This window comes from Alishewanella sp. d11, from assembly GCF_049390205.1.
Classification (GTDB): domain Bacteria; phylum Pseudomonadota; class Gammaproteobacteria; order Enterobacterales; family Alteromonadaceae; genus Alishewanella.
The window spans coordinates 1,423,276-1,449,481 of record NZ_CP186547.1 but is presented as its reverse complement, the minus strand read 5'-3'; the positions used below and the strand labels follow the sequence as shown (position 1 = coordinate 1,449,481).

Here is a 26,206-nt window from a genome sequence, read left to right as displayed (position 1 = left end):
AAAGGTATAACGCCGTGTTGGAACAGTGGCTAAGAATATAAGCAACTGTTGGTGTCAGCATAAGGAGATGAAATGAAGCAAAGCCTACTCGTTGCTAGCTTAACGCTGGTTATTGGCTTAGCCCTTGGCTACTATTTTGCGCCTAAGGTAATTGGTCACTCAGCCACTCTGCAAAGTGCTGCGGCAGATAGTGTAAGCTTACCTCTTTGCCTACCGGATACTAGCCAAGAGAAACTTGCGACTGCAGAACCCCATTTGATATCTCAACCACCGTCTGCTGAAATTGAAAACGCACTTACTTTTTTTGCGCCTAGCAGAGAGCCCACTCCCGCAGTTTCGTATACCGCAATGTTAGAGCAGTTTAACTATGATGACCAGCAACGGTTTCAGCAGCTAAACCATGTATTAATGGGAATGTTTGAGTTTGACGAACCCAGAGCATATGCAATATTGCTGGCACAGGGCATGCCTACTGCTGAAGAGCTTCGCGTATTATTTGATAATCCGGTGAAGCAACAATGGCAAGAGTTAGCAAATAAATACAAAGACGAAAGAGCAAGCGGTTCTTGGACACCAGAAGCTAAACGCGCCTTTGACCGTCACAGCGCTTTGCTTGCAAATAGGGCTATTGACGAATTTTTAGCTGAATATCGCTATTACAATATTGAATATCAGGATGGACCTATTACCGACTTAGGCTCTGATCACTGGCCGACAGATCTAAAATCGCTTTATCAAGACGCGTTTTCACTTTATGTTGAAAATCATAGAAATAAGTTAGCAACCGCTTATATTGCTAATTTAAAGTTCGAAAAATTACTCACTTATGACAATACAAAGTTCAAAGAGCAGACTAATCAGCTTCGGCGATTAGTTCAGCTGGCGAAAATAAGCCAACTTATTGCTTCCGATAGTGTTTATAACCATTATGCGGCCAAACAACATTGGTCTGATACAGAGTTGTTAGAGTTTTTGGCTATAAGTGAAGCATTAGAGCGTTAATCGAGCTGTGCTTGTGTATGCCTTATGTAATTAATAAGCAAACTTTTGAAGGGAACTATTTCCCTAGCTAACCGATATGCAAAGGAGCATGCGATGAAACAAACAACAATAGTTGCCACATTAATGCTGATTATTGGCTTAGCCCTTGGCTACTACTTAGCGCCTAAGGTAAGCGAACCGCTCAAGCCTTTAGCTGCTTCTATGCCTGCAACAACATCAGCTGCTGTCTTACCAGCGGCTAAAAGCCCTGCGCAACTTGCCACAACGCCAACTGCACCAGTGGCAGAGACGTCCTCAGCCGTCGACGAAAAGGCTTTACCGGCTTTTTTTGCATCTGGCGAGCCTTTTGCACCCGCCAATTCCTATACCGAGCTATTGCAGCAACTTAGCTACGACGGGCAACAGCAGCTACAACAACTTAATAGCTCACTGCTGGGGATGTTTGAGTTTAACGACTCGCGTGATTATAGACGCTTGTTGGAGCAAGGGATGCCGACTCCTGCCGAGCTAGAGGTGCTATTTAACGTGCCTTTTCAGCAACAGGTAGAACAGATAAGGGAGAAATGGCAACGAGGTGATTCTTTGCCATTAGCGGAGCGACAAGTTTTTCAACGTCATGCAGCGCTGTTAGCCAATTTGGCTTATGATGAGCTGGAAAGGCAATACCATATTGAGAATCCTGATTACCAAGGTGGCAGAATGCCAGATTATGCTTCTGAAGATTGGCCGCCTGCCATTATGGAGTATTATGACATTGCAGATTCAGCTTATATTATGGCTGGCAGTTCTGATCTAGCGACAGCACGACTGGCAGCGCTTAAGCGATCGCGGCTTGTCGCAGGTCCTGACCAGCAGCGAGATCGTGATTGGCGCAAGGCAAATCAAATCGGTGCGCTGGCGCTTATCGGAACTCTGCTCAAGTCAGATACTATATATGAAACCTATGCCGCCCAGCAAGGTTGGACAGAAGCTGAATTTATCACTTATTCAGCTATTTCGGCAGCCTTACTCTACTGACATAGCGATTAGAGCAAGGGGTTATTGCCCAGTACTAAGCGCGCTGTAATAAAGACGCCACCTCCACCGAGCATACAAAATTGTGTTAATCGCAAAGTCTCATACTGTGAAATGTCTTTGGCCGACATACCATGTTATCTGGTGTGCCGGTACACACTGTGATAGTGGTCGTTTGTTTGCAGACTGGACGGTTACCCAAGCCATCACCAAAGTCACGGTCCAGTGGCAGGCTAATCTGCCCATCGGACAGAACATCAGAAGGTAAGCCTTGATCATAGTTATCCTGCTGCGTTTTTAACAGTTGTGCAAGACAGCTTTCTGGGGGCAGTTCCTGGATATTAATGCCATGTGGCGGTTCGCCTTGAGCCAAAAGCAAATTTACCATAACGCCATCAAAGCGAGATGTTCCAGGATGCAATGCGAACTCTAACTGAACTTTGTCAATACCACGTGTATCGGCTCGGCCCGCATAACTGACATGGTAATTGATTATATTATCCATATCTTCCGAGCAAAACCGGCCAAATAAGCTGCAGGATGAGCCCCCAAGAGCTCGCAATAAAACGGATTGCTCTGTCACGTCAAATGAAAAGTTACCACTCACTTCTGCACTGGCACTGGGTGATAATCCTCCTTTAACGATTAACTTGCTGCCTCCGGTAATACCAGTAAGCTCTAAGGACGTGACGTACTGGCGCCAACTATTTTGGCCAATCTCATTGGCAATGCCGGTGCGAAGAACATCCTGCAATCGCCCCCTGTTTTGCTTAGAGCTAAAAAGATGAGCGGCAGCAGAATTCTGGCAGTCAGCAGCGGAACTGGCCGGCGCTGCGTTAGCCTCAGCATAGTTAAATTGGCGGGCAGGTTGTTGATAGGTACCCAGCTCGCCGTTAATTGCCCACACGGCCTCGCGGATTTCACGATCAATTTCAAAGAAGCGGTTTACTATTTGCTGTTCGCCCCAGTTAAGCTCCAATTGCTGTTGTTGCCCCAGGTTATTAACATGCGACCGTTGTACTCGAAATTTATAGGCGGTTAGCGCTACTGGGTTGGCAACAATCAGCTCTTTCATCTCTGCGCTACAAACCGGTTGCTCGGTGAGGGTTGGATCACCACTGCACTGTATGGGAGGAGCTTTAGTCAAGGCTAACTCACGAGCACTTTGAAGATTACAAATATCACACACTGCGATGTCTATCTGGTAGCTAACATTTGTAGCCCACAAACTGCCGCTTAAAAACAAGCACAGTAAGAAAAGAATGTGTTTCATATTTATGCTTATTTATTTAAAAGGTTAAAATGAGGTTAGCGGGCTTAAATTGGCTTGTCAAACTTACATAACAAATAACAATTGTTAATGTAATGAGCAAAGAAGCATGTTTTGATACAGATCTTCACATTTAACCCGCCGGTACATCTCCATCCGTTGGCTCGCATCTTATTATTTATCAAGTCACAGCAAATAATGCTGAGTGCGAGCTAATGTCGCTCATCTACCACTGCCATAAATAATTCAAGAACTGCTGGTAGCATGCTGTTTTTTAAGAGCATCTCAGCATATTGCTTTCGACTGTGCGCGATTGGAATTGCCTGATGCAGCATAAAATTTTTAGGTAAGTAATTGAAGTTATTAAAGTATACATTGTTAATTGTTATCGCGTTCTGTGGCACTTTTACCGCTTGGGTTTACTACGTAACCTATCAGCCAAAACCTATAGAACCTGCGCTATTGCAGTGCTCGGCTGAAGCACCACTTTATGATGGCAAACAGCCTCTTAAAGTGATGGTGTATAACGTGCAATATTTCGCCGGTAAAGATTACGTGTTTTATTATGATTTACCCGATGCGGTTGGTCCAGATAAGCGGCCAAAACCAGAGTCGGTGCAACAAACGCTGGCGGGTATAGCGGCACTGATTGATGAGTGGCAACCGGATATCTTGTTATTGCAAGAAGTGGATAATGGCGCTGCCAGCACTGGCTATGCTGACCAAACCCAACAATTGTTAGCACAGTTACAAAAAGTCCAGTATCCCTGTAGTGCTGCCGCGTATTATTGGAAAGCTAAATTTGTGCCTGATCCCAATATTATGGGGGCGGTGGGGATGCAGTTGGTGACGCTATCGCGTTTTCAACTAGCTGATGCGATACGCATTAGCTTACCGCAGGTACCTTTAGACCCAATTACTCGGCAGTTTTATTTAAAACGGGCGATTTTGCAGGTCGAGCTGCCAACGGAAGCGGGCGGCACTATTACGGTGCTGAACACGCATTTAGATGCGTTTGTGCAAGGGTTTGATACCATGCAACAGCAAGTTGCGCGGGTGCATGATCTGCTGACAGAGCTTGATCAACAACAGCAGCCTTGGTTGATTGGTGGCGACTTTAACCTGCTGGCACCTGGACAATTTGCAGCCTTAGACAAGGTGCAACAAGGTTATTATGTGGCGCCAACCGAGCTTAGTGTTTTAACCGATCGCTGGTCCATGCTCCCCAGTTTAGAACAAATCAAGCGTTCGCCTGCGTCTTGGTTCACCCATTTTCCGAATGACCCGCGAGTGACTGGCCCAGATCGCACCATTGATTACTTATTTTATTCATCGCAGTGGTCGGTAAGCGAAGCCAAGGTGCTCAATGAAGGTGCTCCGCTGCAGCTGTCTGATCATTTTCCTATATGGGCAAAAATGCAGTTATCCCAATTCTGAATAGCAGATTGTTGCTAAAAAACTGACACTCGCGTTTTTTTCAACTACCCTAAGTATCCACACCAACTAATAGGGCGTTTTAGGGTAAGTTGTCTCTGTTGGTTGCGGGCTTTAAATTCGCAGAGCTGCGATGGCGTTCACCACCACTGGTGTAGCATGATGTTAAAAGCATTGGAGGCTTTTTATGATGCGATATCTGAGCTACCTTGTACTTTTATTGAGTGCCAGCAGCGCTTATGCGTCTCAGAAAGTTTACGCTATTGCTGAGTTACAAAGCAGCCCTCATCTCGCCTTGGTCAATTATGCGTTACAGGCTACGGAAGCCGAGTATGGCAAGGTGGAGTTAACCTTTGTCGAGCCAATGACCCAAGGCCGCGTTGAGCAATTGGTGAAAGCCGGTGAGGTATTGCAGCTTGCTGTTTTTGCCCCGAATCCTAGCCGAGAAACCAAGCTATTACCGGTGTATTTTCCGCTTAGTTTAGGCTTGTTGGGGTATCGTGTTTGTTTAATTACGCCTGAGCAACAAGCTAAATTTTCGGCTATTAATACCCTAGATGATTGGCGTAACGCCGATTTATTAATTGGTCAAGGCGCAAACTGGCCAGATGTGGATATTCTCAGAGCCAATAATCTGCTGGTGACTGTAAATCCCCTACCTTTTTTGCTGTTTGATATGCTAAAACAACAGCGATTTGATTGTTATGCGCGGAGCATTAATGAAGTTGCCTACGAGCTTAGCTTGCCTGAAGCGGCAGGTCTCGTTGCTGAAAAAAGCCTGCTTTTTTATTATCCGCAACCGGCAATGTTGTTTGTTGCACCAACCGAGCCTGCGTTAGCGGAGCGTTTACAAAAAGGCTTAGAACAGGCCTGGCAAACAGGTTTTATCCATGCCCATTTTGCCAAGCATTACGGCGCGGTAATCACCCAACTTGCTTGTGAGAGACGTCAAATACTGATGTTGGAAAACCCTTTGTTAACGGCAAAGGTGCAACAGCTTATGCAACAGTATGCGCCGGATCCCGCGCAATTACTTAATACTGCTTCGGCAAACTGCCCAGCACCCGCAAGCGCGATGCAATAAAAGTTTTGCTATTCTGTAGAGTAACGAGTAAATTTACTGATTATTTATACAGTTAAATTTGGGTTATGATTGTTTACATCGCAGAAAAACCTAGTGTAGGCCGCGCTGTCGCCGAAGTCTTACCCAAACCACATCAAAAAGGCGATGGCTTTATTAAAGTGGCCAACGGTGATGTGGTGACCTGGTGCATTGGCCACTTATTGGAACAGGCCGAGCCAGAGGCGTATGATCCTGCATATAAAAAATGGCGCAAAGATCATTTGCCGATTATTCCCGCTGAATGGAAACATCAGATCAAACGCGAAACCAGTAAGCAATACACTACGGTCAAAAAGCTGCTGAAAGAAGCCAGTGTTATCGTCAATATGGGCGATCCGGATCGGGTCGGGCAGCTGTTAGTCGATGAAGTGATTAACCATGCTGGAATTAGCAAAGCCAAACGCGAAGCGGCCAAACGCTGTTTAGTCAATGACATGAACCCTGCCGCCATCAAGAAAGCCTTAACTGATTTACGCCCCAATACCGATTTTATTCCGCTGGCTACCTCGGCTTTAGCGCGTGCCCGCGCGGATTGGTTGTATGGTATCAATATGACTCGGCTTTGTACCTTACTCGGTCAGGAAGTCGGTTATCAGGGCGTGTTATCCATTGGTCGCGTGCAAACGCCGGTATTAGGGTTGGTCGTGCAGCGCGACCAAGAGATTGCGCGTTTTATCGCTAAGCCGTTTTATGAGGTGTTTGTTACCTTAGAAACGGTGGGTAAACAGCGTTTTCAAGCCAAATGGCAACCCAGCGCGGCCTGTGAGCCTTATCAGGATGAAGAGGGGCGGGTACTGCTAAAAAAGTTAGCGGAAACCGTATTACAGAAGGTGGTTGGGCAAACCGGCCAAGTAAAAGCAGTGAAGCGTGAGCAAAAAAAGCAGTATGTGCCGCTACCCTATAGCCTATCGACACTGCAAATTGACGCTTCAAAACGCTTTAACCTAAATGCCCAAAAAACGCTGGATATCTGCCAGCAACTGTATGAGCGCCATAAGCTGATTACCTATCCCCGCTCCGACTGCCGTTATTTACCAACGGGGCATTATGCAGAGCGTAATGCCGTAACCAGTGCCATTCGCAAAACCGCAGTGGTGCTGGATAAAGCGGTGGCTGAAGCTGATTTAAGCCTAAAAAGCAAAGCTTGGAATGATAGCGAAGTTGGTGCCCACCATGCGATTATTCCTACCTCAACCAGTATGGATGCCAGCCGTTTAAGCCGTGAAGAGCTGCAAATTTATGAGTTAATCGCCAGGCAGTATTTAATGCAGTTTTATCCGCCCTTTGTTTACGCAGAGCATCAAATTGATAGCGAAGTGGCCGGTGGCCTGTTTATTGCCAAGCAAAAATCTGTGATTGCGCAAGGTTGGAAGGCGCTTATCACTTCAGTGAGAGCCGGTGATAAAAACAATGAACAAGATGCCGACTTTGCGCCTAATCCGCTACCCGATGTAAAGCAAGGTGATGTGCTGCACTGCGTTGATGGCCAGCTGGCTGAAAAGCAAACCAGCCCACCAAAACACTTCACCGATGCCACCTTACTAGCTGCTATGACCGGTATCGCCCGTTATGTAACCGACCCAGAAATCAAGAAAATACTGCGAGAAACCGATGGTTTGGGTACTGAAGCCACCCGTGCCGGCATTATCGAATTACTATTTAAACGGCAATTCCTCACCAAACAAGGCAAAGAAATTCGGGCAACGGAAATTGGTAAAAAGCTGATCAACAGTTTACCCGAACGCATGGTCGTGCCCGATATGACGGCACACTGGGAGGCGCAACTCGAAGCCATTTGCGAAAAACGGCTACGTTACAACGACTTTATGCTGCCGCTGGCGCAAGGTTTAAAAGCACTACTGGGTGAAGTGGATGCGCAAAAACAACACTTTGCAGGCTTAAACGGCCTTGGCAAAAATCCGTTTCAAAAACGCAAACGCCTTACAAAAAGGGGTCAGAGCTAATTTCCGTAGAATCAAAGTTTTTCCTAGCTATTTCAGTACTATAGAATTCTGCTGCAATAATTAGCTCTGACCCCTTTTTAAATCACCCAAAAGGGTTATAGCGGGGGGAGGTGATATGCAGCAAAACCTTGCTGTTCAAGGCTTGCAGCTTAAAGCATTAGCTTTACTTATCGAATGTGAAGCTTTGTCCTATGCTGTGCTTAGGTGCTGGCATCTAGGTTTGACAGTTGGCAGCGAGTGTTGTCTTTACTCGTCATCTGGCAAATATCGCCTACACTTAATTAGTGTCGTGTCAATTTAGACAGCCTGTTTTGAGATCCAACAAAGAGGATGCACAAATGATTTTGTTAGTGGGTGGTGAAAAAGGCGGTAGCGGCAAAAGTTGTTTGGCGCAAAATATTGCGGTTTATTTTTCCAGAGAGAAAAATGCGAATGTCATGTTGGTCGATTGCGATCCCCAGCGTACCACGTCTGATTGGGTGCAAGAGCGCCATATGAATCCTAATCTACCTTGGCTAAATTGCGTACAAATGTATGGCAAAATCCGCTACGAGTTAAAAAGTTTGGAAATGCATTACGATCTGGTGGTGGTAGATTGCGGCGGGCAAGACAGTGTCGCATTACGCTCAGCGATGGTGGTTGCTAGCCATGTGTTGTTTCCTCTTCGGCCAAAGCGCCGGGATTTAAAAACGCTGGAACATTTGGAAGATTTAGTCAGTGCGTGTAATGTGGTTAATCCAGAGATGATTGTCGGTTGTGTTTTAACGCAATGCCCCTCGTTGCCTAACCAAGCGAATCGTATTTTGGATGCCAAAGAGGTCTGTAAAAGTTTTAACTTGCGTGTGTTGGAAAATATTACCTATAGCCGTAATATTTATGATGATAGCGAAGAAAAAGGGTTATCGGTTATGGATGTGGATAACGACGGTAAAGCATCGTCTGAAATCCGATCTATTATTGAAGAGTTACTGTCGATGAAGGCGATACAAGAAGATGGCGCTAAGCGACCTGAAGAAAAAATCTTTGCCGTCCAATAAAGCAAACTTTAGTGTAGAAGCCTTTATTGATGATGCAAACAATTATGCCTTGGGGCTGCCGCAAATAGTCAGTTTACGGCCGCTACTGGCAGCGGAAGACGTAGATACAGCAAAGCTGCCGATGCGGCACGCGACCTTTACGCTAAGTGAAGAGGCGATTGCTGCCTTAGCAGAGCTAAGCGCCTTAACCGGTGAGTCTAAGTCGAAATTGATTCGTAAATTAATTTTGCGGGCGACCCAAGCTGTGCATATCGATTTAGCGCAGGTTGCCCCTCAAAAATCTACTGATTAACGGGTTAAAAACGCATAAGCGCTAAGGTAAGCCGTTTCCTGAAACGCTTTTAAACCGGTAGCTTTAAAATCTACCGGCAGTGGGTGGCGCTTAATTTGCTCTTTTAATGCGGTAGCCGACAACAGCGTTGTTGGGCAGTTATCAATCAGTTGCAGTGCCGCTTCTATTTTAAAGCCAACTGCCCCCCCTGCAAATTTACCTTTTTGCGGCCGTTCTTTAATGATCAGCTGCTCAATTTTGTAATCTTCAATCAGTTTACGCATGGCGAATTGAAACTTACGCATCTGCTCTGCATCATGATCTTGAGTCAGTACCAGCCTATTTTGCCGACAATCAGGCAGTGAAAATAACCCCTGATCTTTACTCATTAAGCAAAGAATGGCTTCGCTACCTTTAATTTCTATCCCGCATACGCGCATAAATAAATGTCCTGTTAAAAACCGTCTAAACGGTGAATATATTGCTCTACAATAGCGCAGCTTTTCTGCAAAGGTTCGCCGAAGAGGACCGGATCAAATTCTCTGTTAATACAATAACGTTGCCTAAATTGCGCTACGCTGGTTTTATCGGTAGCGATCCTAGCTAACAATTCTCGTTGGCTTTGACCTAATGTCTCCCCTAAGGCTTTAAGCTCTTGTTGTAGTGTCAGCAAATCCTGATTATCAGCTTGCCAGCTGGCAGGTAGCATCATGACCACTTGATCTACAACAGCATCTCTGTAGGGTTTAATTGGCTCTTTATCCGAAAACGTTAATAGCAACAGTATAATTAAGGCAAACCAAAAGAATTTTTTCATATTCTTCGCCTAGTGTGTTTTGCTGAAATAATAGCGCTCATTCTAACGGAATTCCGTTACTTTGGGCATCTTTTGAATATTAGAATTATTTTATATCAAAGAAATATGGGACAAGGCTGGTATACTATAAATCTCTGCACACCCCAGCCGACAAATGTATGCTTTGAGGAATTATGGTGGATAAGCAAAAAATCGATGTAAAAAATATTCCAGTAGAAGTGCAAATTCATCGCCCTGAAGGGAATACTGCTAAGAAATATGCCTCGCGTGATCGGATCTATGTACGAGCCGTCAAAGGGTTGCATCAGAGTTTACGCCGCAATATGGGCTTTGTTTTTATGGCCCTGTTCTTTGTGTTGCCTTGGCTACAGTATGAAGGTCATCAAGCCATTTTGTTTGATATCTTTGAGCAAAAATTCAATATTTTTGGCTTGACGTTGTGGCCACAGGATTTCACCTTACTGGCCTGGATCTTTATGATTGCGGCCTACGCACTGTTTTTTGTGACCACCTTTTACGGTCGGGTGTGGTGTGGTTATTTGTGTCCGCAAACCGTGTGGACCTTTATCTTTATGTGGTTTGAAGAAAAAATTCAGGGTACTCGCAACCAGCGCATGAAGCTGGATCAAGAGCCGATGAGTTTTAATAAGTTTTGGCGTAAGGCGCTAACTCACCTTTGCTGGCTGGCTTTTGCCCTGTTAACCGCCTTAATTTTTGTAGGTTATTTTACGCCAATTGGCCCGCTGTTTTTAGATTTCTTTACCTTGCAAGCCGGTTTTTGGGCAGTGCTGTTTGTGCTGATTTTCACTTTTTGTACCTATGGTAATGCCGGTTGGATGCGCGAAATTATGTGTACCCACATGTGTCCTTATGCGCGCTTTCAATCAGCGATGTTTGATAAAGATACCTATACTGTTACATATGATGAAAAACGCGGTGAAAACCGTGGCCCACGCAGCAAAAAAGACGCAAATTATAAAGAAAAAGGTTTGGGCGACTGTATAGATTGCAATCTGTGTGTGCATGTTTGCCCCACTGGGATCGATATTCGGAATGGCTTGCAATACGAATGTATCAACTGTGGTGCTTGTATTGATGCGTGCGACGACACAATGGAAAAAATGGGTTATCCGAAAGGCTTGATTAGCTATACCACCGAGCACACGCTGCAGGGGCGACCAGCGAAGGTGTTTCGGCCGAAGCTCATTGGTTACTTCTTGGTGCTAGTGATTGTCTGTATTGCGTTTGTGATTAACCTCTCCATCCGTAAACCGCTGGAGCTGGATATTATTCGCGATCGAGGCGCCTTATTCCGTGAAACGCCAGAGGGCCTGATCGAAAATACTTACACCTTGAGTATTATCAATAAGTCGCAGCAGGAAAAAACCTTTGTGTTATCAGCCACTGGTATCGACAAAGTAAACTGGTTAGGACCACAACAAGTTACCTTAGCTGGCGGTGAGAGTCGCAATGTGGTGATTAGTTTAGCCTTGGATCCCTACTATGCGACAAAGCCGGTGCTAGATTTAACCTTTAGCGTGCATGATGCCGCTAAGCCAGAGATGAGTGTATCCCAAGGTAATAAATTCTTTGCTGGTCGCTAACAGCATGCAGCGTTTTGATTTTTCAACGCTGCAGCCCGATTTAATTCTCGATGCGTTGCATCATTATGGCCTGGACGTTAGTTCAGGCCTTTTGGCGTTAAATAGCTATGAAAATCGGGTTTACCAATTTAGCGCTTATCGGGATGGTGGCAGCCAACCGCAAAAGCTGGTGGTGAAATTTTATCGGCCAGAGCGTTGGTCAGCGGCACAAATTATCGAAGAGCACCAATTTGCGTTTGAGCTGGTTGAAGCCGATATCCCGGTGGTGGCGCCATTGCTATTTGCCGGCCAGAGTTTGCTCGAGTATCAAGGTTTCTTGTTTACGGTTTTTCCCAGTCGCGGTGGTCGTACCCTAGAAATTGATAATGATGATCAGCTGGCATTGCTGGGACGTTTTCTGGGCAGAATGCATTTAATTGGTCAAAAAAAGCCTTTTATTGCTCGGCCTAGCCTTAGCATTGCCAGCCATTTACGAGATAGTCAGCAAGTGCTGGCCGATCTAGATTTAATTCCAGCGTATTTACGGCCAGCCTTTGATTCGGCCTTAACCCAAGTGATTGCTGAAGCCAGTCGCCAATATCAGCCTACTCGTCTAATCCGGCTGCATGGTGATTGTCATGCTGGGAATCTGTTTTATACTGGCGAAAGTCCGTTCTTTGTTGATTTGGATGATTGTCGAACAGGGCCTGCTATGCAGGATATTTGGATGATGCTCTCTGGTGATCGACAACAGCAACGCTTGACGTTAGAGCTGATGCTGGAAGAATATGAACAGTATTGCAGTTTTGATCTGGCTGAATTAAAACTGATCGAGCCACTGCGTGCCATGCGTATGGTGCATTACATGGCTTGGCTAGCGCGCCGTTGGCAAGATCAGGCGTTTGTGATGAACTTTCCTTGGTTTGCGACAGACAAATACTGGGAACAGCAGTGCTTGGCGTTAAAAGAGCAGCTGGCTTTGCTCCAGCAACCAGTGTTAAGTTTAACGCCTGACTATTAATGGTAATTTAAGCTGGCTAGTCGCAGATATACTGCGGATACTGTTTTAGGCAGGGTATAACGCATTTTCTAGCTTAAGAAAGACAGTTAAACAGAGGAAAATAAATGAATAAGTGGTTAGTAGCAGCTGCAGCTGCTCTGTTGTTACCGTTATCGGCTATGGCGAATAATTTTCAGCAAGGTAAGCATTACGATGTCATCGCTGAGCAGAAAACGGCAAAACCGGAAGTAAAAGAGTATTTCTCGTTTTATTGTGGGGGCTGCTTTGCATTTGAGCCTACTGCCCAAAAGTTAGCGCAGAATTTACCTGAGGGAGTCGAATTTAAGAAGTTTCATGTTGATTTTATTCGTGCCGCTGCGCCAGAAATTCAAAACGCCTTAGCGCGCGCTTTTGTGTCAGCAAAAACACTAGGTAAAGGTGATGAAATGGTCACGGCTATTTTTAACCAGATCCATAGAAGCCGAGTACCCTTTCGCTCAGAAGCCGATATTCGTAGTTTAGCCCTCATTAATGACATGTCTGCGGAGGAGTTTGACCGCGCCATGCGTAGTTTTTCGGTGCGCGGCATGGTTGGCCAAATGGCGAAAGAGCAGGAAGAGCTGAGTAACCGTAAGGTGCTAACGGGTGTGCCGATGCTGATAGTAAATGGTAAATACCGTATTAATAACAGCAGCTTGAATCAGCGTAATTTGCAAGAAGAATTACAAGAGTTAGTCGAATATTTGTTAGCAAAAGACTGAGTTTTTTAGCGTACCGCAGTTAGCGCTATAAAATTAAAAACCCCAGAGTGGCTAAGCCTATCTGGGGTTTTTTAATTATAGTATCTGTTAGTAGCGCTGAAGCCGCGAGATTATTCTGCGATTTCTACTGCGGTAGGCACGAGCTGATAAGCATCGGCATTACCTTCACCTTGCGGCCATACTTTGACTACGCCAGTGGCATATGCTGTTTTGCCTTTAGCTGTTAAAGGAAACACCATATCGCCATCCCGCACTTTAATGCGAAAGCGCGGTTCATTTTCAGCTGTCGCCAAGGTCATCCAGCAATGTTGCTTACTGCAAACACCCGTTACTTCGCCTACTACTGTGACCTGCTGCTCTAAATAAGTTGCAGGGGTAGCTAAAATACTGGCTACAGCGGTAACTTGTTGTTTATTTACGGCATCACCAAAGGTAACTGGCGCGGCAAAGGCACTACTGCTAGCCAGTAAAAGACTCAAAATTCCAGCGGTTAATTTCATCATTGTCACCATTAATAAGAGTAATACGCATTTACATCTTGCCATGTGGTTTATCATGGAAGCAAGCGCTATCTGAACAGTATCAGATCATTACGGCAACCAAGCAAACTGTTAAAGCGGCAGTGCTTGGTTGCCCTTGGTCAGCTTAACGGGCGCCTGGTTCAGCGAAGCGGGTCATCCAGTCTTTTACTTGGTTATACCAATAAATTGAATTATTCGGTTTTAAGATCCAGTGATTTTCGTCTGGGAAGTAAATCATCCGCGATTCTACACCACGACTTTGCAAGGTGCGGAATAACTCAAAACCCTGACCTACTGGCACGCGGTAGTCTAACTGACCGTGGATCACTAGCGTTGGAGTGTTAAAGTTACCGGCAAAGTAGTGTGGTGAAATGCTCTTATAGATCTCTGGATTATCCCAGTAATTGCCAAAGCGGGTGGAATGCACGGCAAAGTCAGCTGCCATTTGCGAATACATATTGTATACCGCCGCATGGATCAACAGCGCTTTAAACGGATGCTCTGTGCCTAATAAAATCGAGGTTAGGTAACCACCATAACTGGCACCACCTGCTACCATGCGATCGCTATCAATCCACGGTTGATTTTGGAACCAGGCGGTAGCCGCTTGAATATCGGCCAGAGGCTTAGTGCGCCAATCTGGGTTAATGGCATCGGCAAAGTCCTGCCCAAAACCGCTAGAACCATGGAAGTTTGGCCAAGCCGTCACATAACCCCAAGAAGCGAAAGTTTGCGCATTCCAACGATAGCTAAAGCTATCGGTAATGGCATTATGTGGGCCACCATGAATTAACAGGAATAGCGGATATTTCTTCGATTTATCAAAGCCTGCTGGGTAATGCACCCACATTTGAATATCGTTACCATCAGCACCTTTGTAAGTTACTGATTCATAGGTGCCAAGTTCTGTTTGCGCTAACAGTTCATTGTTAAAACTATCTAAACGACGGGTGTTGCCATTGCGAGCATCTACCGTGACTAAACGCGCTGGAAATAAAAAGCTTTCATTAGTCGTCACTAGCGTATTTTTGCCGGCTAATGCAGGGCGGCCAAAGCTGGTGTCTTTGGTGATAGCACGTTGTTTACCATTACGCGCGTCAATCTGGTACAAACGATTCGTGCCGGCATCGTCAATACTGGCGAAGAAACCACGGCTATCAGCACTCCAGATAAAGTTATTAACAGAGCGATCCCAGTTTGTGGTCAATTCACGGCTGGTTTTGCCAGCTAAGTCATACACCATTAAGCGGGCGGTATCGGCATAAAAGCCATGGATACGCTGGCGGCTAAAGGCTAAGCTTTTGCCATCTGGGCTAAAGGTTGGGTTGCTATCCGGTGCTTGGTTATCTGGGGTGATATTGTCCGCTTTATCGCTACCAATAGCCGCTAAGAAAATATCAATTTTCGGATCTACGGTATTGCTGGAACCATTAGCATTAAAGGCAATATAACGCTCTTGTGGGTGAATATCATAGCTGCTGGCGCCTTGGCTTGAGCGCGGTAATTCTAAACCCAGTGGCTGGGTAACTGGCTGTACCTCGCCACCCTTAGCGGCAATGCGAAACACATGCGCTTGGCGGTTTTCATCAATCCAGTGATCAAAGTGCGAATACGGTAACGCATTCCACTGCCAAGCCGACATCTTTTTATCTTTATTGGCTTTTAGCTGGGTAGCCATTTCTTCCCAGCTTTTACCTGGCCAAACCCGGCTGATAAAGTACAGGTGCTCGCCCACCCATTTAATGCCGTATACGCCGGTCGGCACTTCGGTTAAGCGCTGTGCTTCGCCCGGTGTGGTTAAAGGTAATAAATAAATCTGGCCAGCATCGTCTTTATGACGTTGGCTGATAAAGGCTAAGGTACTGCCATCAGGTGAAAAAGTGGCTTCGCTGGCGCGCATACCGTCAACAGTTAGAGGGCGCTGTTGTTTGCCATCGGCGCTAAACAACCATAAACGGGTATGGCCTTGATCGGCTTTCACATCAAAGCGGGTAACAGGGGCAACAATAAATTTGCCATCTGCTGAGGCAACCGGTGCGCCAATGCGCTCAAGTTGCCACATACGTTCAATACTTAAACTTTTGTCTTCTGCGTTGCTTGCATAAGCCAAAAATGGCAGCAATACAAACAACAGCAATAGCTGTAGTTTTTTCATTATAGAACTCCAAGTTGTTAGGGTGATTCGTAAGCTGTGTTGGATGTTAGCATAAAGTGGCATTTTGCTTCATAATTTTGCCGCAACCGATAGAGCACCTGTCGCTATTGTGGTGGCTTTGATGGCGTTATTTCGACTAAATCTAGGGTATTTAGGTACAAAGTGACAATTCAGGGCTACACTCATTGTTCAAAAAGGAATATACGATGATGAAAACTCGGCTACACACACTGATCTTAGCCAGCAGTTTTAGCGCTTTACTGCTGCTCCCTGCGCTTGCTAATACCAAGAACGTTCCCAATGCCATAGCGAGTGATCCCGCGGCTTTAGGCTGGATGCAAGGCGCACCACCACCAGTGGATAAACAAATCCGCTTTGATGATGGTAGTTATTTTCAATTTCCGCAAATGCGCTGGAGCGTCGCTAACTTTCGGCAGCTGATGCCAACCGTTAATGTAGCACGGGGTTTGGCGTCTGCTCAGCAGTTACCCACACAGCTTGATGCGGGTATAGACAAGCTGACTTTTTACCCCTTGGGGGCTGATCAGCCTATCAGTTGGCAGCAATCGCTGCTGGAAAATTATACCGACGGTATTGTCGTGCTGCACCGTGGCCAAATTATTTATGAGCGTTATTTTGGTGTGTTAAACGACATGGGCCAGCATGCGGCTATGTCGGTGACCAAAACCTTTACCGGCACCTTGGCGGCGATGCTGGTCGCTGAAGGTGTGTTAGATGCCAATGCTAGAGTGGATTCTTATGTACCAGAGTTAGCTAAGTCGGCTTTTGGTAGTGCCACGGTGCGCCAAGTTATGGATATGACCACTGGCATCCGCTTTAGTGAAGATTACAGCGATCCCAATGCTGAAGTGTGGGCGCATGCTAATGCCGGTAGCCCTTTACCAAAACCTAAAGATTATCAGGGGCCGCGCTCTTATTTTGAGTTTTTGCAAACCGTGCAGGCCGAGGGTGAACATGGCGAAGCTTTTCATTATCGTACGGCGAATACCGATGCACTTGGCTGGGTGCTAGCGCGGGTAACTGGGAAAAATGTGGCGCAGCTATTATCGGAGCGCATCTGGCAAAAGCTAGGGGTAGAGCAAGATGCCTATATGACAGTTGATTCAACCGGTACACCCTTTGCCGGTGGTGGTTTAAATTTGGGATTGCGTGATTTAGCCCGTTTCGGTGAATTAGTGCGCAATAACGGTGTTGCTAATGGCCAGCAAGTTATTCCGGCAAAAGCGATAGCTGATATCCGCCAAGGCGGCGACAAAGCTAATTTTGCGAAAGCAGGTTATTCGCTGTTACCCGGCTGGAGTTATCGCAATATGTGGTGGGTTACCCATAATCCGCAAGGTGCTTTTATGGCGCGTGGCGTACATGGCCAAACCTTATATATTAATCCTACTGCAGAATTAGTCATTGCTCGCTTTGCCAGCCATCCCACGGCCGGTAATACCGCGAATGACCCTATTTCCTTACCTGCTTGGCAGGCACTGGCGGATTATTTGTTAGCGCAAGACTAAAATGATTTATTGATGCAAGCATTTTGCGCCGTTATCCGTTGCTTGCAAAGGCTGACTGCGCAGGAGAAAATATTCTTGTTACGCTCTGGTGTTGTAATAAAGATAGCACTTTTAAGAGGTAGGCTTTTTAGCAGAGTGTTTAAGGGTATTTTGTATGAATTTAGCAGCACAATTACAGCAGCTTTCTGCTTTGTTGCAGCCGTTTCCCTTTGGTATTGGCGGCAGTTGCTTACTTTGGCAGCTGGGGCTAGAAGCACAGCCTGGTGATATCGATGTAGTATGCCGTGAAGAAGATTTCGACACTATTTGCCGGCTGTTAGCTCAGCACTATCAGCCAGAAGCCGTTACCCTGCATGCCGATTTTGTTACCCGCCACTTTGCTCGTTTTAGCCAAAGTGGTGCACGCGATATTGAACTGATGGCCGGCATTGCTGTATTGCAACAAGGTCAGCTAATTGAGTGGACCTTTCACCCTGAGCGCTGCTTTTGGCAAGACAACATGTGCTTTATGCCCGCCAGCGACTGGCTGGAACTGTATGGATTATTTAACCGCCCTAAGCGAGTCGAAACGCTAAAGCGGTATTTGGCAGAGTAGGCTTACTACACTTTTATGCGCACAAAAATGTAATTTTCAGCACTTTTTTGCGCATAAAAATGTCTAAACTACACACTTTTCTGCGCCATTTTTTGCGTAACTGGCGCTACCGGCAACAGGTGCGGCGTTTGTTATAGTGTTTCTGGCAAAGCGACCTGCTTAACGTTGATGTTCAGATAACTTGTTTGGTTTCAGTGTTAATTCAAAACCACATGCTTGCGCATATTTGGTCAGTGTGCTCCAACTTGGATTGGCATTACCCCTTTCTAAACGGCTGATATTGCTCTTTTGGGTGTGCATTATCTCAGCAAGTTGAGCCTGAGTAAGCCCTGCATCAGTTCGCATGGTAATGAGCTGATCAATAAGTTTGAATTCGCCTTCTAATTGCTCATACTCTGCTTTTACTTCCGGATTGGATAAGGCTCGCTGTTTTAACTGCTCTAAACTCATACCTGTTGCACCTCTTTTTGTCTCTGCCGGGCCAAAGCTAAATCGGCCGTTGGCGTCTTTTGCGACTTTTTAATAAAGGCATGTAAAACGTAAATATGTTTGCCTTGTAAATAGCAAAATAGTCCTCGTCCAATCCCTTCTTGTGCTTTTGCCCTAATCTCAAATAAACCACCTCCCATCGCTTCGGTGTGAGGTGGTCCGAGGTTTGCCCCGTGTTTTTCCATAAGCTCCAGTAATTTGATCATTCTGGCTTGGATCTTCGGCGGCATTGCTAGAATTTGCTCATCTACTCCATGATAAAAATCAATTTTCCAGTTCATGATTACTCGCTTGTTATCGTATATGATAACTGGTTGGGTGTGCTTTGTCTAATATTCAGACAAAAATTACCCCAACATCGGCTTTAAATATTTCCCCGTGTAAGACTTCTCACAGGCTGCAACTTGCTCTGGCGTACCCGCAATCAGGATCTCCCCGCCACCGCTGCCGCCCTCTGGGCCTAAATCTATTACCCAATCTGCGGTTTTTACCACGTCGAGGTTATGCTCAATCACCACTATGGTGTTGCCGTGATCGCGCAGCCGGTGCAGAACATTCAGCAGTTGTTGGATATCGTAAAAATGCAGGCCGGTGGTCGGCTCGTCCAGAATATACAGGGTTTTGCCGGTATCACGTTTACTGAGTTCGCGCGCCAGTTTTACCCGCTGCGCTTCACCGCCAGACAAGGTGGTAGCGGACTGCCCAAGCTTAATATAGCTTAGCCCTACATCCATAAGTGTTTGCACTTTGCGTTTAATAGCGGGGATGGCCTCAAAGAATTCCAGTGCATCTTCCACCGTCATATCCAACACTTCGTGAATATTTTTACCTTTGTATTTAATTTCCAGCGTTTCGCGGTTGTAGCGTTTGCCTTTACAAACATCGCAGGGTACGTACACGTCGGGTAAAAAGTGCATTTCGACCTTTAATACGCCATCGCCTTGACAAGCTTCGCAGCGCCCTCCCTTGACGTTAAAGCTAAAGCGGCCGACCTGATAACCGCGTGAGCGCGCTTCTTGGGTACCCGCAAACATTTCGCGCACGGCGGTAAAAATACCGGTATAGGTGGCGGCATTAGAACGTGGGGTGCGGCCAATCGGGCTTTGATCGATATCGATCACTTTATCAAAATGTTCCAGCCCTTTAATGGCTTTATGCGGTGCTGGATCGCTGCCTTCGCCTTTATTTAGCACCCGATGGGCAACGCGAAATAGCGTATCGTTGATCAGTGTAGATTTACCCGAGCCAGACACGCCCGTGATGCAGGTCATTACACCAAAAGGAATGGCCATATCAACATTTTTCAGGTTATTACCGGTAGCGCCTAATACTTCCAACCATTTATCGGTAAGGGGTGTGCGCGTTGCTGGCACGGCAATTTTGCGTGTACCGGCCATATATTGGCCAGTGAGTGATTCGGGTTCTGCCATAATTTGCTGCAGGCTGCCCTGAGCGACAATATGGCCACCATGCACACCGGCGCCGGGGCCAATATCGATAATATGGTCGGCCATGCGCACCGCGTCTTCATCATGCTCTACCACAATCACGGTATTACCCAGATCGCGCAGATGAGTCAGGGTGCCAAGCAAGCGATCATTATCGCGTTGATGCAAACCAATAGAGGGTTCATCCAGTACATACATTACGCCGACTAAGCCGGCACCAATTTGGCTGGCTAAGCGAATACGCTGCGCTTCGCCACCGGAGAGGGTTTCCGCACTGCGGGATAAGTTAAGATAATTCAGGCCAACATTCACCAAAAACTGCAGCCTGTCCTGAATTTCTTTTAGCACTTTTTCGGCAATTTTCGCGCGTTGGCCAGTCAGTTGTAATTGCTGGAAAAAGGCTAAGCAATCGCCAATGGCCAATTCGACCACTTGCGGTAAGTTGGTTTGACCAATAAACACATGCCGCGCTTCGGTGCGCAGGCGGGTGCCATGACAGCTGGGGCAAGGTTGGCTGGCCAAGTATTTGCTAAGCTCTTCCCGTACCGAATTGGATTCGGTTTCGCGATAGCGCCGCTCCATATTCGGTAAGATACCTTCAAACGGATGGCTGCGCTGCACAATATCGCCGCGATCATTTAAGTATTTAAAATCAATCACCTTAGTGCCACTGCCATATAAGATGGCGTCTTGGTGTTTTTTACTTAGGCTGCTGAAGGGTACGTCTAGCTGAAAATCGTAATGCTCCGACAGGGCTTTGAGCATTTGAAAATAATAAAAATTGCGTTTATCCCAACCGCGAATCGCGCCGCCGGCTAGGCTAAGTTCGTCACTGACAATGACTTTTTTCGGATCAAAGAATTGTTTTACGCCTAAGCCATCACAGCTAGGACAAGCACCAGCGGGGTTATTAAACGAGAACAGCCGCGGCTCCAACTCGGTCATCGAATAGCCGCAGGTTGGGCAGGCGTAGTTGGCCGAAAAAACTAATTCTTCCGCAGCAGGGTCGTCCATTAACGCCACGCGAGCCACGCCGCCAGAGAGTTGCAGCGCGGTTTCAAACGATTCGGCTAAGCGCAGTTTAATATCGTCCCGTACTTTAATCCGGTCGACCACCACTTCAATGGTATGTTTTTTCTGTAAATCGAGCTTTGGTGGGTCAGATAAATCCCAAATCTCGCCATCAATGCGTGCCCGCACATAGCCTTGTGCCGCTAAGCTTTCCAAGGTTTTTATGTGTTCGCCTTTGCGTTCTTGCACAACGGGCGCTAACACCATCAGCTTGGTGCCTTCTGGGAAGGCCGTGGCTTTATCCACCATTTCGCTAATGGTTTGTGCCGCCAGCGGTAAATCATGCTCTGGACAGCGTGGCTCGCCTACTCGAGCAAATAATAAGCGCAGATAATCGTAAATTTCGGTAATGGTACCAACGGTAGAGCGTGGATTATGCGAGGTGGATTTTTGCTCAATCGAAATGGCGGGCGATAAGCCTTCAATATGATCGACATCGGGTTTTTCCATCAAACTCAAAAACTGTCGGGCATAAGCAGAAAGCGACTCAACATAACGGCGTTGCCCCTCGGCATAAAGAGTATCAAAGGCCAGCGAGGATTTACCAGAGCCCGATAAACCAGTGATCACGATCAGTTTATCGCGTGGAATTTGCAGCGAAATATTTTTTAAGTTGTGGGTGCGTGCACCCCGAATATCAATTTTATCCATAACGGCTTCCGGTAACTGAGGGCTGGCGCTGTGCTGTACAAATATACACTATGTTGGGGTGTGATTGCCACACTGAATCCTCTAGCTTTTGTGCAGCAAAATTGGCGTGATGTATCTTATAAAAAAACGCCCGCTAGGTTGTCATGCCAAGATTACGTAACAATAGCGATTTTGGTCTGGCCGTGCGGCAAATACTTAGGTCTGCCGCTGGCAGCGGTTTTTGTGTTAAACTGCCAGTCTTGTTTAATCAACCCCTTGCTAGCATCGGAATGCATCAACTTAATTCTCTGGAAAAGCGTGCCGCCATAGCACTGGCATTGGTATTTTCTACCCGTATGCTCGGGCTTTTTATGTTATTGCCCGTTTTTGCGCTGTATGGCGAACAGTTGGCCGGTTTTTCGCCGCTCTGGATTGGCTTGGCGATTGGTGCCTATGGCTTAACCCAAGCTATGTTACAAATTCCTTTTGGTTGGCTGTCCGACAAAATTGGTCGGCATAAAGTTATGTTGTTGGGTTTGTCGTTGTTTGTGCTCGGCTCAGTCGTTGCGGCCTTGGCCGACAGTGTGTATATGGTCACACTGGGGCGGGTGTTACAGGGCGCAGGCGCCATTGCCGGTGCCATTTTAGCGCTGGCGGCAGATCTGACCCGTGAAGAGCAAAGACCCAAGGTGATGGCCATAATTGGCGCCAGTATTGGTTTATCTTTTGCGCTGGCCATGGTTGCCGGCCCTTTATTGGCAAAATGGGCGGGGCTGAGTGGTGTTTTCTGGTTTACTGCCGTGTTGGCCAGCTGTGCCATGTTAATTGTGGCCTTGTTAGTGCCGAAAAGTGTCAGCAAAGCCCCGATGGCTGAAACGCTGGCGTTGCCACAAAGCTTGGCAGCGATGCTAAAACATGGTCAGTTGTTGCGCTTGGATCTGGGGGTATTGCTGCTGCATTTAATGCTTACTGCGATGTTTGTGGCTTTGCCAGCCTTGCTGAGCCAGCAGCAATTAGCCGCCGAGCAACATTGGCAGGTTTATTTACCCGTGCTGCTGTTATCCTTTGTGTTTATGGTGCCGATGATGATTATTGCCATGCGGCGGCAGCAAGAAAAACGCTATTTTTTAATTAATGTTCTATTATTAGTTATAGCAATGTTAATTTGCTGGCAGGTGGCAACGCTGCCAGGGCTGGTTTTGGCACTGTTGGTGTTCTTTGTTGGCTTTAATTATCTAGAGGCCAGCTTGCCGGCGCTAGTGTCACGGGTGGCACCAGCCGGGCAACGTGGTAGTGCGATGGGTGTATTTTCTAGTAGCCAATTTTTTGGTGCCTTTTTAGGCGGCTTGCTAGGAGGGGTTATTGCACAGCATTATAGTTTTAGCGCGATATTTGCGGTACTAGCGCTAATTGGTTTAGTATGGTTAGCAATTGCGAGTACCATGCAGTTACCTGCCCGCGCCCAGCGTCTGTCGTTAGCCGTTGCGGTAAGCAGCGAGCAACAAGCCAGCCGTTTAGCTGCTAAGTTAGCCGCGCTGGCGGGGGTACAAGAGGTGACAATACTGTTGGCAGAACAACGTTGCTATTTAAAAGTTAGCGCACAGCAGTTTGAATTAGCGCAGGCTCAGTCTTTGGTTGCCGCTGGCAACCAGTAACATTTTTTGCAGGAGATATACGCATGGCGCGTGGAATTAATAAAGTAATCTTAGTTGGTAATCTGGGTGCCGATCCAGAAGTGCGTTATATGCCGCAAGGCGGTGCTGTTGCGAATATGACCATCGCTACTTCAGAAAGCTGGACCGACAAGGCTACCAACGAACGTAAAGAGCAAACCGAATGGCACCGTGTAGTCATTTATCAGCGTTTAGCAGAAATTGCCGGTGAGTATTTACGCAAAGGCTCGAAGGTCTATATTGAAGGTAAATTAAAAACCCGTAAGTGGACCGATAAAGACGGCATTGAGCGTTACACCACCGAGATCGTGGCAAATGAACTGCAAATGTTGGATGGCCGTGGTGAAGGCCAGCAAGGCGGTATGGGTGGTGGTATGGGCGGCGGTCAGCAAGGTGGTTATCAGCCGCGTGCGCCACAGCAAAATGCCCCACAGCAAGCTGCACCAGCCTATCAACAGGCGCCACAGCAAAATTATCAGCCGCCACAGCAAGGTGGTTATCAGAAACCTGCTCAGCCACAAGGCGGATATCAGCAGCCGGCGCAGTCACAACAGCGGCCGCCAATGGAACCACCAATCGATTTTGATGACGATATTCCATTCTAAAACTGGAATTTGCGCATTAAGACTGCCTATAAAAAAACCTCGCATTTTCGCGAGGTTTTTTTGTTTGTAAAATCGCCTTAGTCGCGGCTTACTGCTTCAGCGCTGATTAACGCTTAATCACAAAATCCGCAGGTGCGCGGCGAACCTTTTTCAGGTCGACTAACCAGTCGCCTGCTGCTTCGCGATAACCCAGTGGTAACAATAGCACCGACTTTAACCCCAGTTCTGCGAGGTTTAAAATCTTATCCACATGCTCTGGTTCAAAGCCTTCCATCGGGGTGGTATCGACCTGCTGTTCGGCAGCGGCAATTAGTGCTGAACCTAAGCCAATATAAGCTTGACGGGCTGCATGCTCAAAATTCTGTTCGGCTGGGCGCTGTGGATAATAGGCCAGTAACTTTTGCCGGTAGGCTTCCCAACCTTCGTTTTTAAAACCACGTTGCTCGTTGACTAAATCGAACATCATATTGATGCGCTCGGTGGTGTAATTATCCCAGGCAGCAAACACCAGTAGATGCGAGCAGTCAGTCACCTGTGATTGATTCCAAGCGACTTCGCGGATCTGCTGTTTAATCGCCGGATCAGTAATAACCAATACCTGATAAGGCTGTAAGCCGCTCGAGCTGGCGCTTAGGCGGATCGCTTCTAAAATAATCTCCAGCTTGTCGGCTGGTACTGTGGCATCGCTTTGCATTTTTTTGGTGGCATAGCGCCAATTTAGCAGTTCGAGTGTGTTTGACATCATGTGCTCCTTTGTCTGGTAAGTGTAACCAAAGTTGGTACGACCAGTCATAGTTTCAAGGGGCGCTTAAAAAATAAACGCTAAGTGGGCTGAGGTTTGTGTGCATCCTAAGACAATGTAGTGCAAGCCGAGCGTGCGCTTTGCCGCTGTAATACCGCGCTTTATCGAAAGCTTTGCCATCTTTACCAAATCTTGACGTAAGCAGCATTGAGCGATGGCTTACAGCCCTTTATAGTTGGCGCCAGCAAAGTAATTCCAATTGAGCAAATAATGATAGCTTGCTCGTTTAGATTCAGGACAAAAGGATAAAAGTAAAATGGCATGGCAGAAAAAAGCAGTATTGGCAGCAATTTCCCTAGCAGTAGTGGCGGCTGTCACCTATCATTTTTGGCCAAAAGCAGCCGCTCCAGCACCCACTGCACAACGCCCCATGAGTCCGTGGGCCATGCCGGTGCCAGTGAGAGTGATTACCGCGGCGCCAAGCGACTTACGGGTACAAGTTAAAGCGATCGGTACTGTGACACCACTCAATACCGTGGTGGTACAAAGCCGGGTCTCAGGCCCACTGCAAAAACTGCATTTTAATGAGGGCGATAAAGTTGAGCAGGGGCAATTACTCGCAGAAATCGATACCGCGGATTACCAAGTGCAGCTGGCACAGGCGCAAGGGCAGTTAGAGCAAAATCTCGCGCAACTGAAAAATGCTGAAGCCGATCTGGCGCTGTACAGCCGTTTACGGGAGCAGAGCTCAATTTCCGCGCAGCAATATAACAATCAAGTGGCGTTAGTTGAGCAACTAAAGGGCAGCTTAAAGAGTAACCAAGCGCAGCTAGATGCCGCCAAATTACAACTTTCCTATACCAAAATTTTTGCGCCGATCAGTGGCCGCTTAGGCTTACGTCGGGTTGATGCGGGTAACCTCATCCAAGCCAATAACAGTACGGGGTTAGTCACTATCACCCAAAGCTCACCGATCACAGTGGTGTTTGCCATTCCAGAAAGCCAGTTACAGCAGGTGAGAACCGCCTTTCGCTCAGGCGAGTCATTGACCGTGGAAGCGTGGGATCGGGCCGAGCGTGAGCTGCTGAGTGTCGGCGCCTTAACGACTTTGGATAATCAAATTGATGCTGCGACCGGTACCTTACGTCTAAAGGCTGAGTTTGCGAATGCGCAAGAAGAGCTGTTTCCTAACCAGTTTGTCAATGTGCGGCTTAACGTCGCGGTTAAACAAGATGTGGTAACCATTCCGCAGGATGCCGTGCAATATGGCTCGGCTGGGACCTATGTGTATGTGATTGAAAATAACAAAGCACAAATCCGTCAAGTGCAGCTAGGCGCGGTAGATAATGGTTTAGTGGCCATTTTAAGCGGGCTGGAAGCCGGTACCCAAGTGGCATTAGAGGGCTTAGATCGCTTAAGACCGGGTCGGGCGGTAGAAGTGATTGCTGACGAACCGGCAGCGGTTAACTAAG

Annotated in this window: 24 protein-coding genes; 15 read left to right on the top strand and 9 right to left on the bottom strand. The window is 46.9% G+C overall.

The window, feature by feature from the left end; genetic code table 11:
- Positions 1 to 72: 72 nt before the first annotated feature.
- Positions 73 to 1,002 carry a hypothetical protein gene (locus tag ACO1PK_RS06515; protein ID WP_423187863.1) on the top strand — a complete coding sequence of 310 codons (930 nt, stop codon included), beginning with the start codon at positions 73 to 75 and terminating at the stop codon, positions 1,000 to 1,002.
- Positions 1,003 to 1,095: 93 nt separating this feature from the next.
- Positions 1,096 to 2,019 carry a hypothetical protein gene (locus tag ACO1PK_RS06510; RefSeq protein WP_423187862.1) on the top strand — a complete coding sequence of 308 codons (924 nt, stop codon included), beginning with the start codon at positions 1,096 to 1,098 and terminating at the stop codon, positions 2,017 to 2,019.
- Positions 2,020 to 2,104: 85 nt separating this feature from the next.
- Here the strand turns inward: ACO1PK_RS06510 and ACO1PK_RS06505 are convergent, their stop codons facing one another.
- Positions 2,105 to 3,289 (bottom strand): hypothetical protein, encoded by a 1,185-nt coding sequence (locus ACO1PK_RS06505; protein ID WP_423187861.1) that lies wholly within the window; start codon positions 3,287 to 3,289, stop codon positions 2,105 to 2,107.
- A 351-nt stretch (positions 3,290 to 3,640) separates the two neighbouring features.
- On the opposite strand from ACO1PK_RS06505, the gene ACO1PK_RS06500 reads away from it, so the two are divergent.
- From ACO1PK_RS06500 to ACO1PK_RS06480, 5 genes are all read left to right on the top strand, one after another.
- Complete coding sequence (locus ACO1PK_RS06500) at positions 3,641 to 4,723, top strand: endonuclease/exonuclease/phosphatase family protein (RefSeq protein ID WP_423187860.1); 1,083 nt, start codon at positions 3,641 to 3,643, stop codon at positions 4,721 to 4,723.
- A 184-nt stretch (positions 4,724 to 4,907) separates the two neighbouring features.
- The gene (locus tag ACO1PK_RS06495; protein WP_423187859.1) at positions 4,908 to 5,804 is read left to right on the top strand and encodes a hypothetical protein; all 897 of its coding nucleotides are present in this window, start codon (positions 4,908 to 4,910) and stop codon (positions 5,802 to 5,804) included.
- 65 nt (positions 5,805 to 5,869) lie between these two features.
- Positions 5,870 to 7,807, top strand: a complete 1,938-nt coding sequence (locus ACO1PK_RS06490; protein WP_423187858.1) for a DNA topoisomerase III — start codon at positions 5,870 to 5,872, stop codon at positions 7,805 to 7,807.
- Positions 7,808 to 8,145: 338 nt separating this feature from the next.
- Positions 8,146 to 8,844 (top strand): AAA family ATPase, encoded by a 699-nt coding sequence (locus ACO1PK_RS06485; protein WP_423187857.1) that lies wholly within the window; start codon positions 8,146 to 8,148, stop codon positions 8,842 to 8,844.
- Positions 8,831 to 9,136: a ribbon-helix-helix protein, CopG family gene (locus ACO1PK_RS06480; protein WP_423187856.1), complete on the top strand. Its 306-nt coding sequence runs from the start codon at positions 8,831 to 8,833 to the stop codon at positions 9,134 to 9,136. Before ACO1PK_RS06485 ends, ACO1PK_RS06480 begins: the two co-directional genes overlap by 14 nt.
- Here the strand turns inward: ACO1PK_RS06480 and ACO1PK_RS06475 are convergent.
- Together ACO1PK_RS06475 and ACO1PK_RS06470 are read right to left on the bottom strand one after the other, a co-directional pair.
- Positions 9,133 to 9,555, bottom strand: a complete 423-nt coding sequence (locus ACO1PK_RS06475; RefSeq protein ID WP_423187855.1) for a DUF3010 family protein — start codon at positions 9,553 to 9,555, stop codon at positions 9,133 to 9,135. The two genes, ACO1PK_RS06480 and ACO1PK_RS06475, sit on opposite strands and share 4 nt — an antisense overlap.
- 14 nt (positions 9,556 to 9,569) lie before the next feature.
- Entirely contained in the window at positions 9,570 to 9,932 is a 363-nt protein-coding gene (locus ACO1PK_RS06470; RefSeq protein ID WP_423187854.1) for a hypothetical protein, read from the bottom strand.
- 176 nt (positions 9,933 to 10,108) lie between these two features.
- On the opposite strand from ACO1PK_RS06470, the gene ccoG reads away from it, so the two are divergent.
- The 3 genes from ccoG to ACO1PK_RS06455 all read left to right on the top strand — a co-directional run bounded on the left by ccoG (position 10,109) and on the right by ACO1PK_RS06455 (position 13,276).
- Positions 10,109 to 11,536, top strand: coding sequence for a cytochrome c oxidase accessory protein CcoG (gene ccoG / locus ACO1PK_RS06465; RefSeq protein WP_423187853.1), 1,428 nt, complete (start codon positions 10,109 to 10,111; stop codon positions 11,534 to 11,536).
- Between the two features lie 4 nt (positions 11,537 to 11,540).
- A complete protein-coding gene (locus tag ACO1PK_RS06460) occupies positions 11,541 to 12,536 on the top strand; it encodes a serine/threonine protein kinase (protein ID WP_423187852.1) in 996 nt (331 codons plus the stop codon).
- Positions 12,537 to 12,640: 104 nt separating this feature from the next.
- Positions 12,641 to 13,276 carry a thiol:disulfide interchange protein DsbA/DsbL gene (locus ACO1PK_RS06455; RefSeq protein ID WP_423187851.1) on the top strand — a complete coding sequence of 212 codons (636 nt, stop codon included), beginning with the start codon at positions 12,641 to 12,643 and terminating at the stop codon, positions 13,274 to 13,276.
- A gap of 110 nt (positions 13,277 to 13,386) precedes the next feature.
- Here the strand turns inward: ACO1PK_RS06455 and ACO1PK_RS06450 are convergent, their stop codons facing one another.
- A complete protein-coding gene (locus tag ACO1PK_RS06450; RefSeq protein ID WP_423187850.1) occupies positions 13,387 to 13,779 on the bottom strand; it encodes a DUF4920 domain-containing protein in 393 nt (130 codons plus the stop codon).
- A gap of 142 nt (positions 13,780 to 13,921) precedes the next feature.
- Positions 13,922 to 15,952 carry a prolyl oligopeptidase family serine peptidase gene (locus ACO1PK_RS06445; protein ID WP_423187849.1) on the bottom strand — a complete coding sequence of 677 codons (2,031 nt, stop codon included), beginning with the start codon at positions 15,950 to 15,952 and terminating at the stop codon, positions 13,922 to 13,924.
- A 206-nt stretch (positions 15,953 to 16,158) separates the two neighbouring features.
- Here ACO1PK_RS06445 and ACO1PK_RS06440 point away from each other — a divergent pair, with 206 nt between their 5' ends.
- Positions 16,159 to 17,481 (top strand): serine hydrolase domain-containing protein, encoded by a 1,323-nt coding sequence (locus ACO1PK_RS06440; protein WP_423187848.1) that lies wholly within the window; start codon positions 16,159 to 16,161, stop codon positions 17,479 to 17,481.
- Between the two features lie 154 nt (positions 17,482 to 17,635).
- A complete protein-coding gene (locus ACO1PK_RS06435) occupies positions 17,636 to 18,076 on the top strand; it encodes a hypothetical protein (protein WP_423187847.1) in 441 nt (146 codons plus the stop codon).
- 159 nt (positions 18,077 to 18,235) lie between these two features.
- On the opposite strand, the gene ACO1PK_RS06430 is transcribed toward ACO1PK_RS06435, so the two are convergent.
- From ACO1PK_RS06430 to uvrA, 3 genes are all read right to left on the bottom strand, one after another.
- A complete protein-coding gene (locus ACO1PK_RS06430; RefSeq protein ID WP_423187846.1) occupies positions 18,236 to 18,526 on the bottom strand; it encodes a helix-turn-helix domain-containing protein in 291 nt (96 codons plus the stop codon).
- Positions 18,523 to 18,846 carry a type II toxin-antitoxin system RelE/ParE family toxin gene (locus ACO1PK_RS06425; protein WP_423187845.1) on the bottom strand — a complete coding sequence of 108 codons (324 nt, stop codon included), beginning with the start codon at positions 18,844 to 18,846 and terminating at the stop codon, positions 18,523 to 18,525. The genes ACO1PK_RS06430 and ACO1PK_RS06425 overlap by 4 nt, the downstream gene beginning before the upstream one ends.
- 66 nt (positions 18,847 to 18,912) lie before the next feature.
- Positions 18,913 to 21,735 carry an excinuclease ABC subunit UvrA gene (gene uvrA, locus ACO1PK_RS06420; protein ID WP_423187844.1) on the bottom strand — a complete coding sequence of 941 codons (2,823 nt, stop codon included), beginning with the start codon at positions 21,733 to 21,735 and terminating at the stop codon, positions 18,913 to 18,915.
- Between the two features lie 263 nt (positions 21,736 to 21,998).
- Here uvrA and ACO1PK_RS06415 point away from each other — a divergent pair, with 263 nt between their 5' ends.
- Both ACO1PK_RS06415 and ssb read left to right on the top strand, forming a co-directional pair.
- Positions 21,999 to 23,369 carry an MFS transporter gene (locus ACO1PK_RS06415; RefSeq protein ID WP_423188175.1) on the top strand — a complete coding sequence of 457 codons (1,371 nt, stop codon included), beginning with the start codon at positions 21,999 to 22,001 and terminating at the stop codon, positions 23,367 to 23,369.
- A 23-nt stretch (positions 23,370 to 23,392) separates the two neighbouring features.
- A complete protein-coding gene (ssb, locus tag ACO1PK_RS06410) occupies positions 23,393 to 23,992 on the top strand; it encodes a single-stranded DNA-binding protein (protein WP_423187843.1) in 600 nt (199 codons plus the stop codon).
- A 106-nt stretch (positions 23,993 to 24,098) separates the two neighbouring features.
- Here the strand turns inward: ssb and ACO1PK_RS06405 are convergent, their stop codons facing one another.
- A complete protein-coding gene (locus ACO1PK_RS06405; RefSeq protein ID WP_423187842.1) occupies positions 24,099 to 24,734 on the bottom strand; it encodes an NAD(P)H-dependent oxidoreductase in 636 nt (211 codons plus the stop codon).
- Between the two features lie 316 nt (positions 24,735 to 25,050).
- On the opposite strand from ACO1PK_RS06405, the gene ACO1PK_RS06400 reads away from it, so the two are divergent.
- Positions 25,051 to 26,205: an efflux RND transporter periplasmic adaptor subunit gene (locus tag ACO1PK_RS06400; RefSeq protein WP_423187841.1), complete on the top strand. Its 1,155-nt coding sequence runs from the start codon at positions 25,051 to 25,053 to the stop codon at positions 26,203 to 26,205.
- Position 26,206: the final 1 nt, after the last annotated feature.

Excerpts from the sequence above, each read along its gene's own strand:
- ACO1PK_RS06515 (WP_423187863.1), top strand. The coding sequence starts at position 73 with ATGAAGCAAAGCCTACTCGTTGCTAGCTTAACGCTGGTTATTGGCTTA.
- ACO1PK_RS06510 (WP_423187862.1), top strand. The coding sequence starts at position 1,096 with ATGAAACAAACAACAATAGTTGCCACATTAATGCTGATTATTGGCTTA.
- ACO1PK_RS06505 (WP_423187861.1), bottom strand. The coding sequence starts at position 3,289 with ATGAAACACATTCTTTTCTTACTGTGCTTGTTTTTAAGCGGCAGTTTG.
- ACO1PK_RS06495 (WP_423187859.1), top strand. The coding sequence starts at position 4,908 with ATGATGCGATATCTGAGCTACCTTGTACTTTTATTGAGTGCCAGCAGC.
- ACO1PK_RS06490 (WP_423187858.1), top strand. The coding sequence starts at position 5,870 with ATGATTGTTTACATCGCAGAAAAACCTAGTGTAGGCCGCGCTGTCGCC.
- ACO1PK_RS06485 (WP_423187857.1), top strand. The coding sequence starts at position 8,146 with ATGATTTTGTTAGTGGGTGGTGAAAAAGGCGGTAGCGGCAAAAGTTGT.
- ACO1PK_RS06475 (WP_423187855.1), bottom strand. The coding sequence starts at position 9,555 with ATGCGCGTATGCGGGATAGAAATTAAAGGTAGCGAAGCCATTCTTTGC.
- ACO1PK_RS06470 (WP_423187854.1), bottom strand. The coding sequence starts at position 9,932 with ATGAAAAAATTCTTTTGGTTTGCCTTAATTATACTGTTGCTATTAACG.
- ACO1PK_RS06460 (WP_423187852.1), top strand. The coding sequence starts at position 11,541 with ATGCAGCGTTTTGATTTTTCAACGCTGCAGCCCGATTTAATTCTCGAT.
- ACO1PK_RS06455 (WP_423187851.1), top strand. The coding sequence starts at position 12,641 with ATGAATAAGTGGTTAGTAGCAGCTGCAGCTGCTCTGTTGTTACCGTTA.
- ACO1PK_RS06450 (WP_423187850.1), bottom strand. The coding sequence starts at position 13,779 with ATGATGAAATTAACCGCTGGAATTTTGAGTCTTTTACTGGCTAGCAGT.
- ACO1PK_RS06445 (WP_423187849.1), bottom strand. The coding sequence starts at position 15,952 with ATGAAAAAACTACAGCTATTGCTGTTGTTTGTATTGCTGCCATTTTTG.
- ACO1PK_RS06440 (WP_423187848.1), top strand. The coding sequence starts at position 16,159 with ATGATGAAAACTCGGCTACACACACTGATCTTAGCCAGCAGTTTTAGC.
- ACO1PK_RS06435 (WP_423187847.1), top strand. The coding sequence starts at position 17,636 with ATGAATTTAGCAGCACAATTACAGCAGCTTTCTGCTTTGTTGCAGCCG.
- ACO1PK_RS06430 (WP_423187846.1), bottom strand. The coding sequence starts at position 18,526 with ATGAGTTTAGAGCAGTTAAAACAGCGAGCCTTATCCAATCCGGAAGTA.
- ACO1PK_RS06425 (WP_423187845.1), bottom strand. The coding sequence starts at position 18,846 with ATGAACTGGAAAATTGATTTTTATCATGGAGTAGATGAGCAAATTCTA.
- uvrA (WP_423187844.1), bottom strand. The coding sequence starts at position 21,735 with ATGGATAAAATTGATATTCGGGGTGCACGCACCCACAACTTAAAAAAT.
- ssb (WP_423187843.1), top strand. The coding sequence starts at position 23,393 with ATGGCGCGTGGAATTAATAAAGTAATCTTAGTTGGTAATCTGGGTGCC.
- ACO1PK_RS06405 (WP_423187842.1), bottom strand. The coding sequence starts at position 24,734 with ATGTCAAACACACTCGAACTGCTAAATTGGCGCTATGCCACCAAAAAA.
- ACO1PK_RS06400 (WP_423187841.1), top strand. The coding sequence starts at position 25,051 with ATGGCATGGCAGAAAAAAGCAGTATTGGCAGCAATTTCCCTAGCAGTA.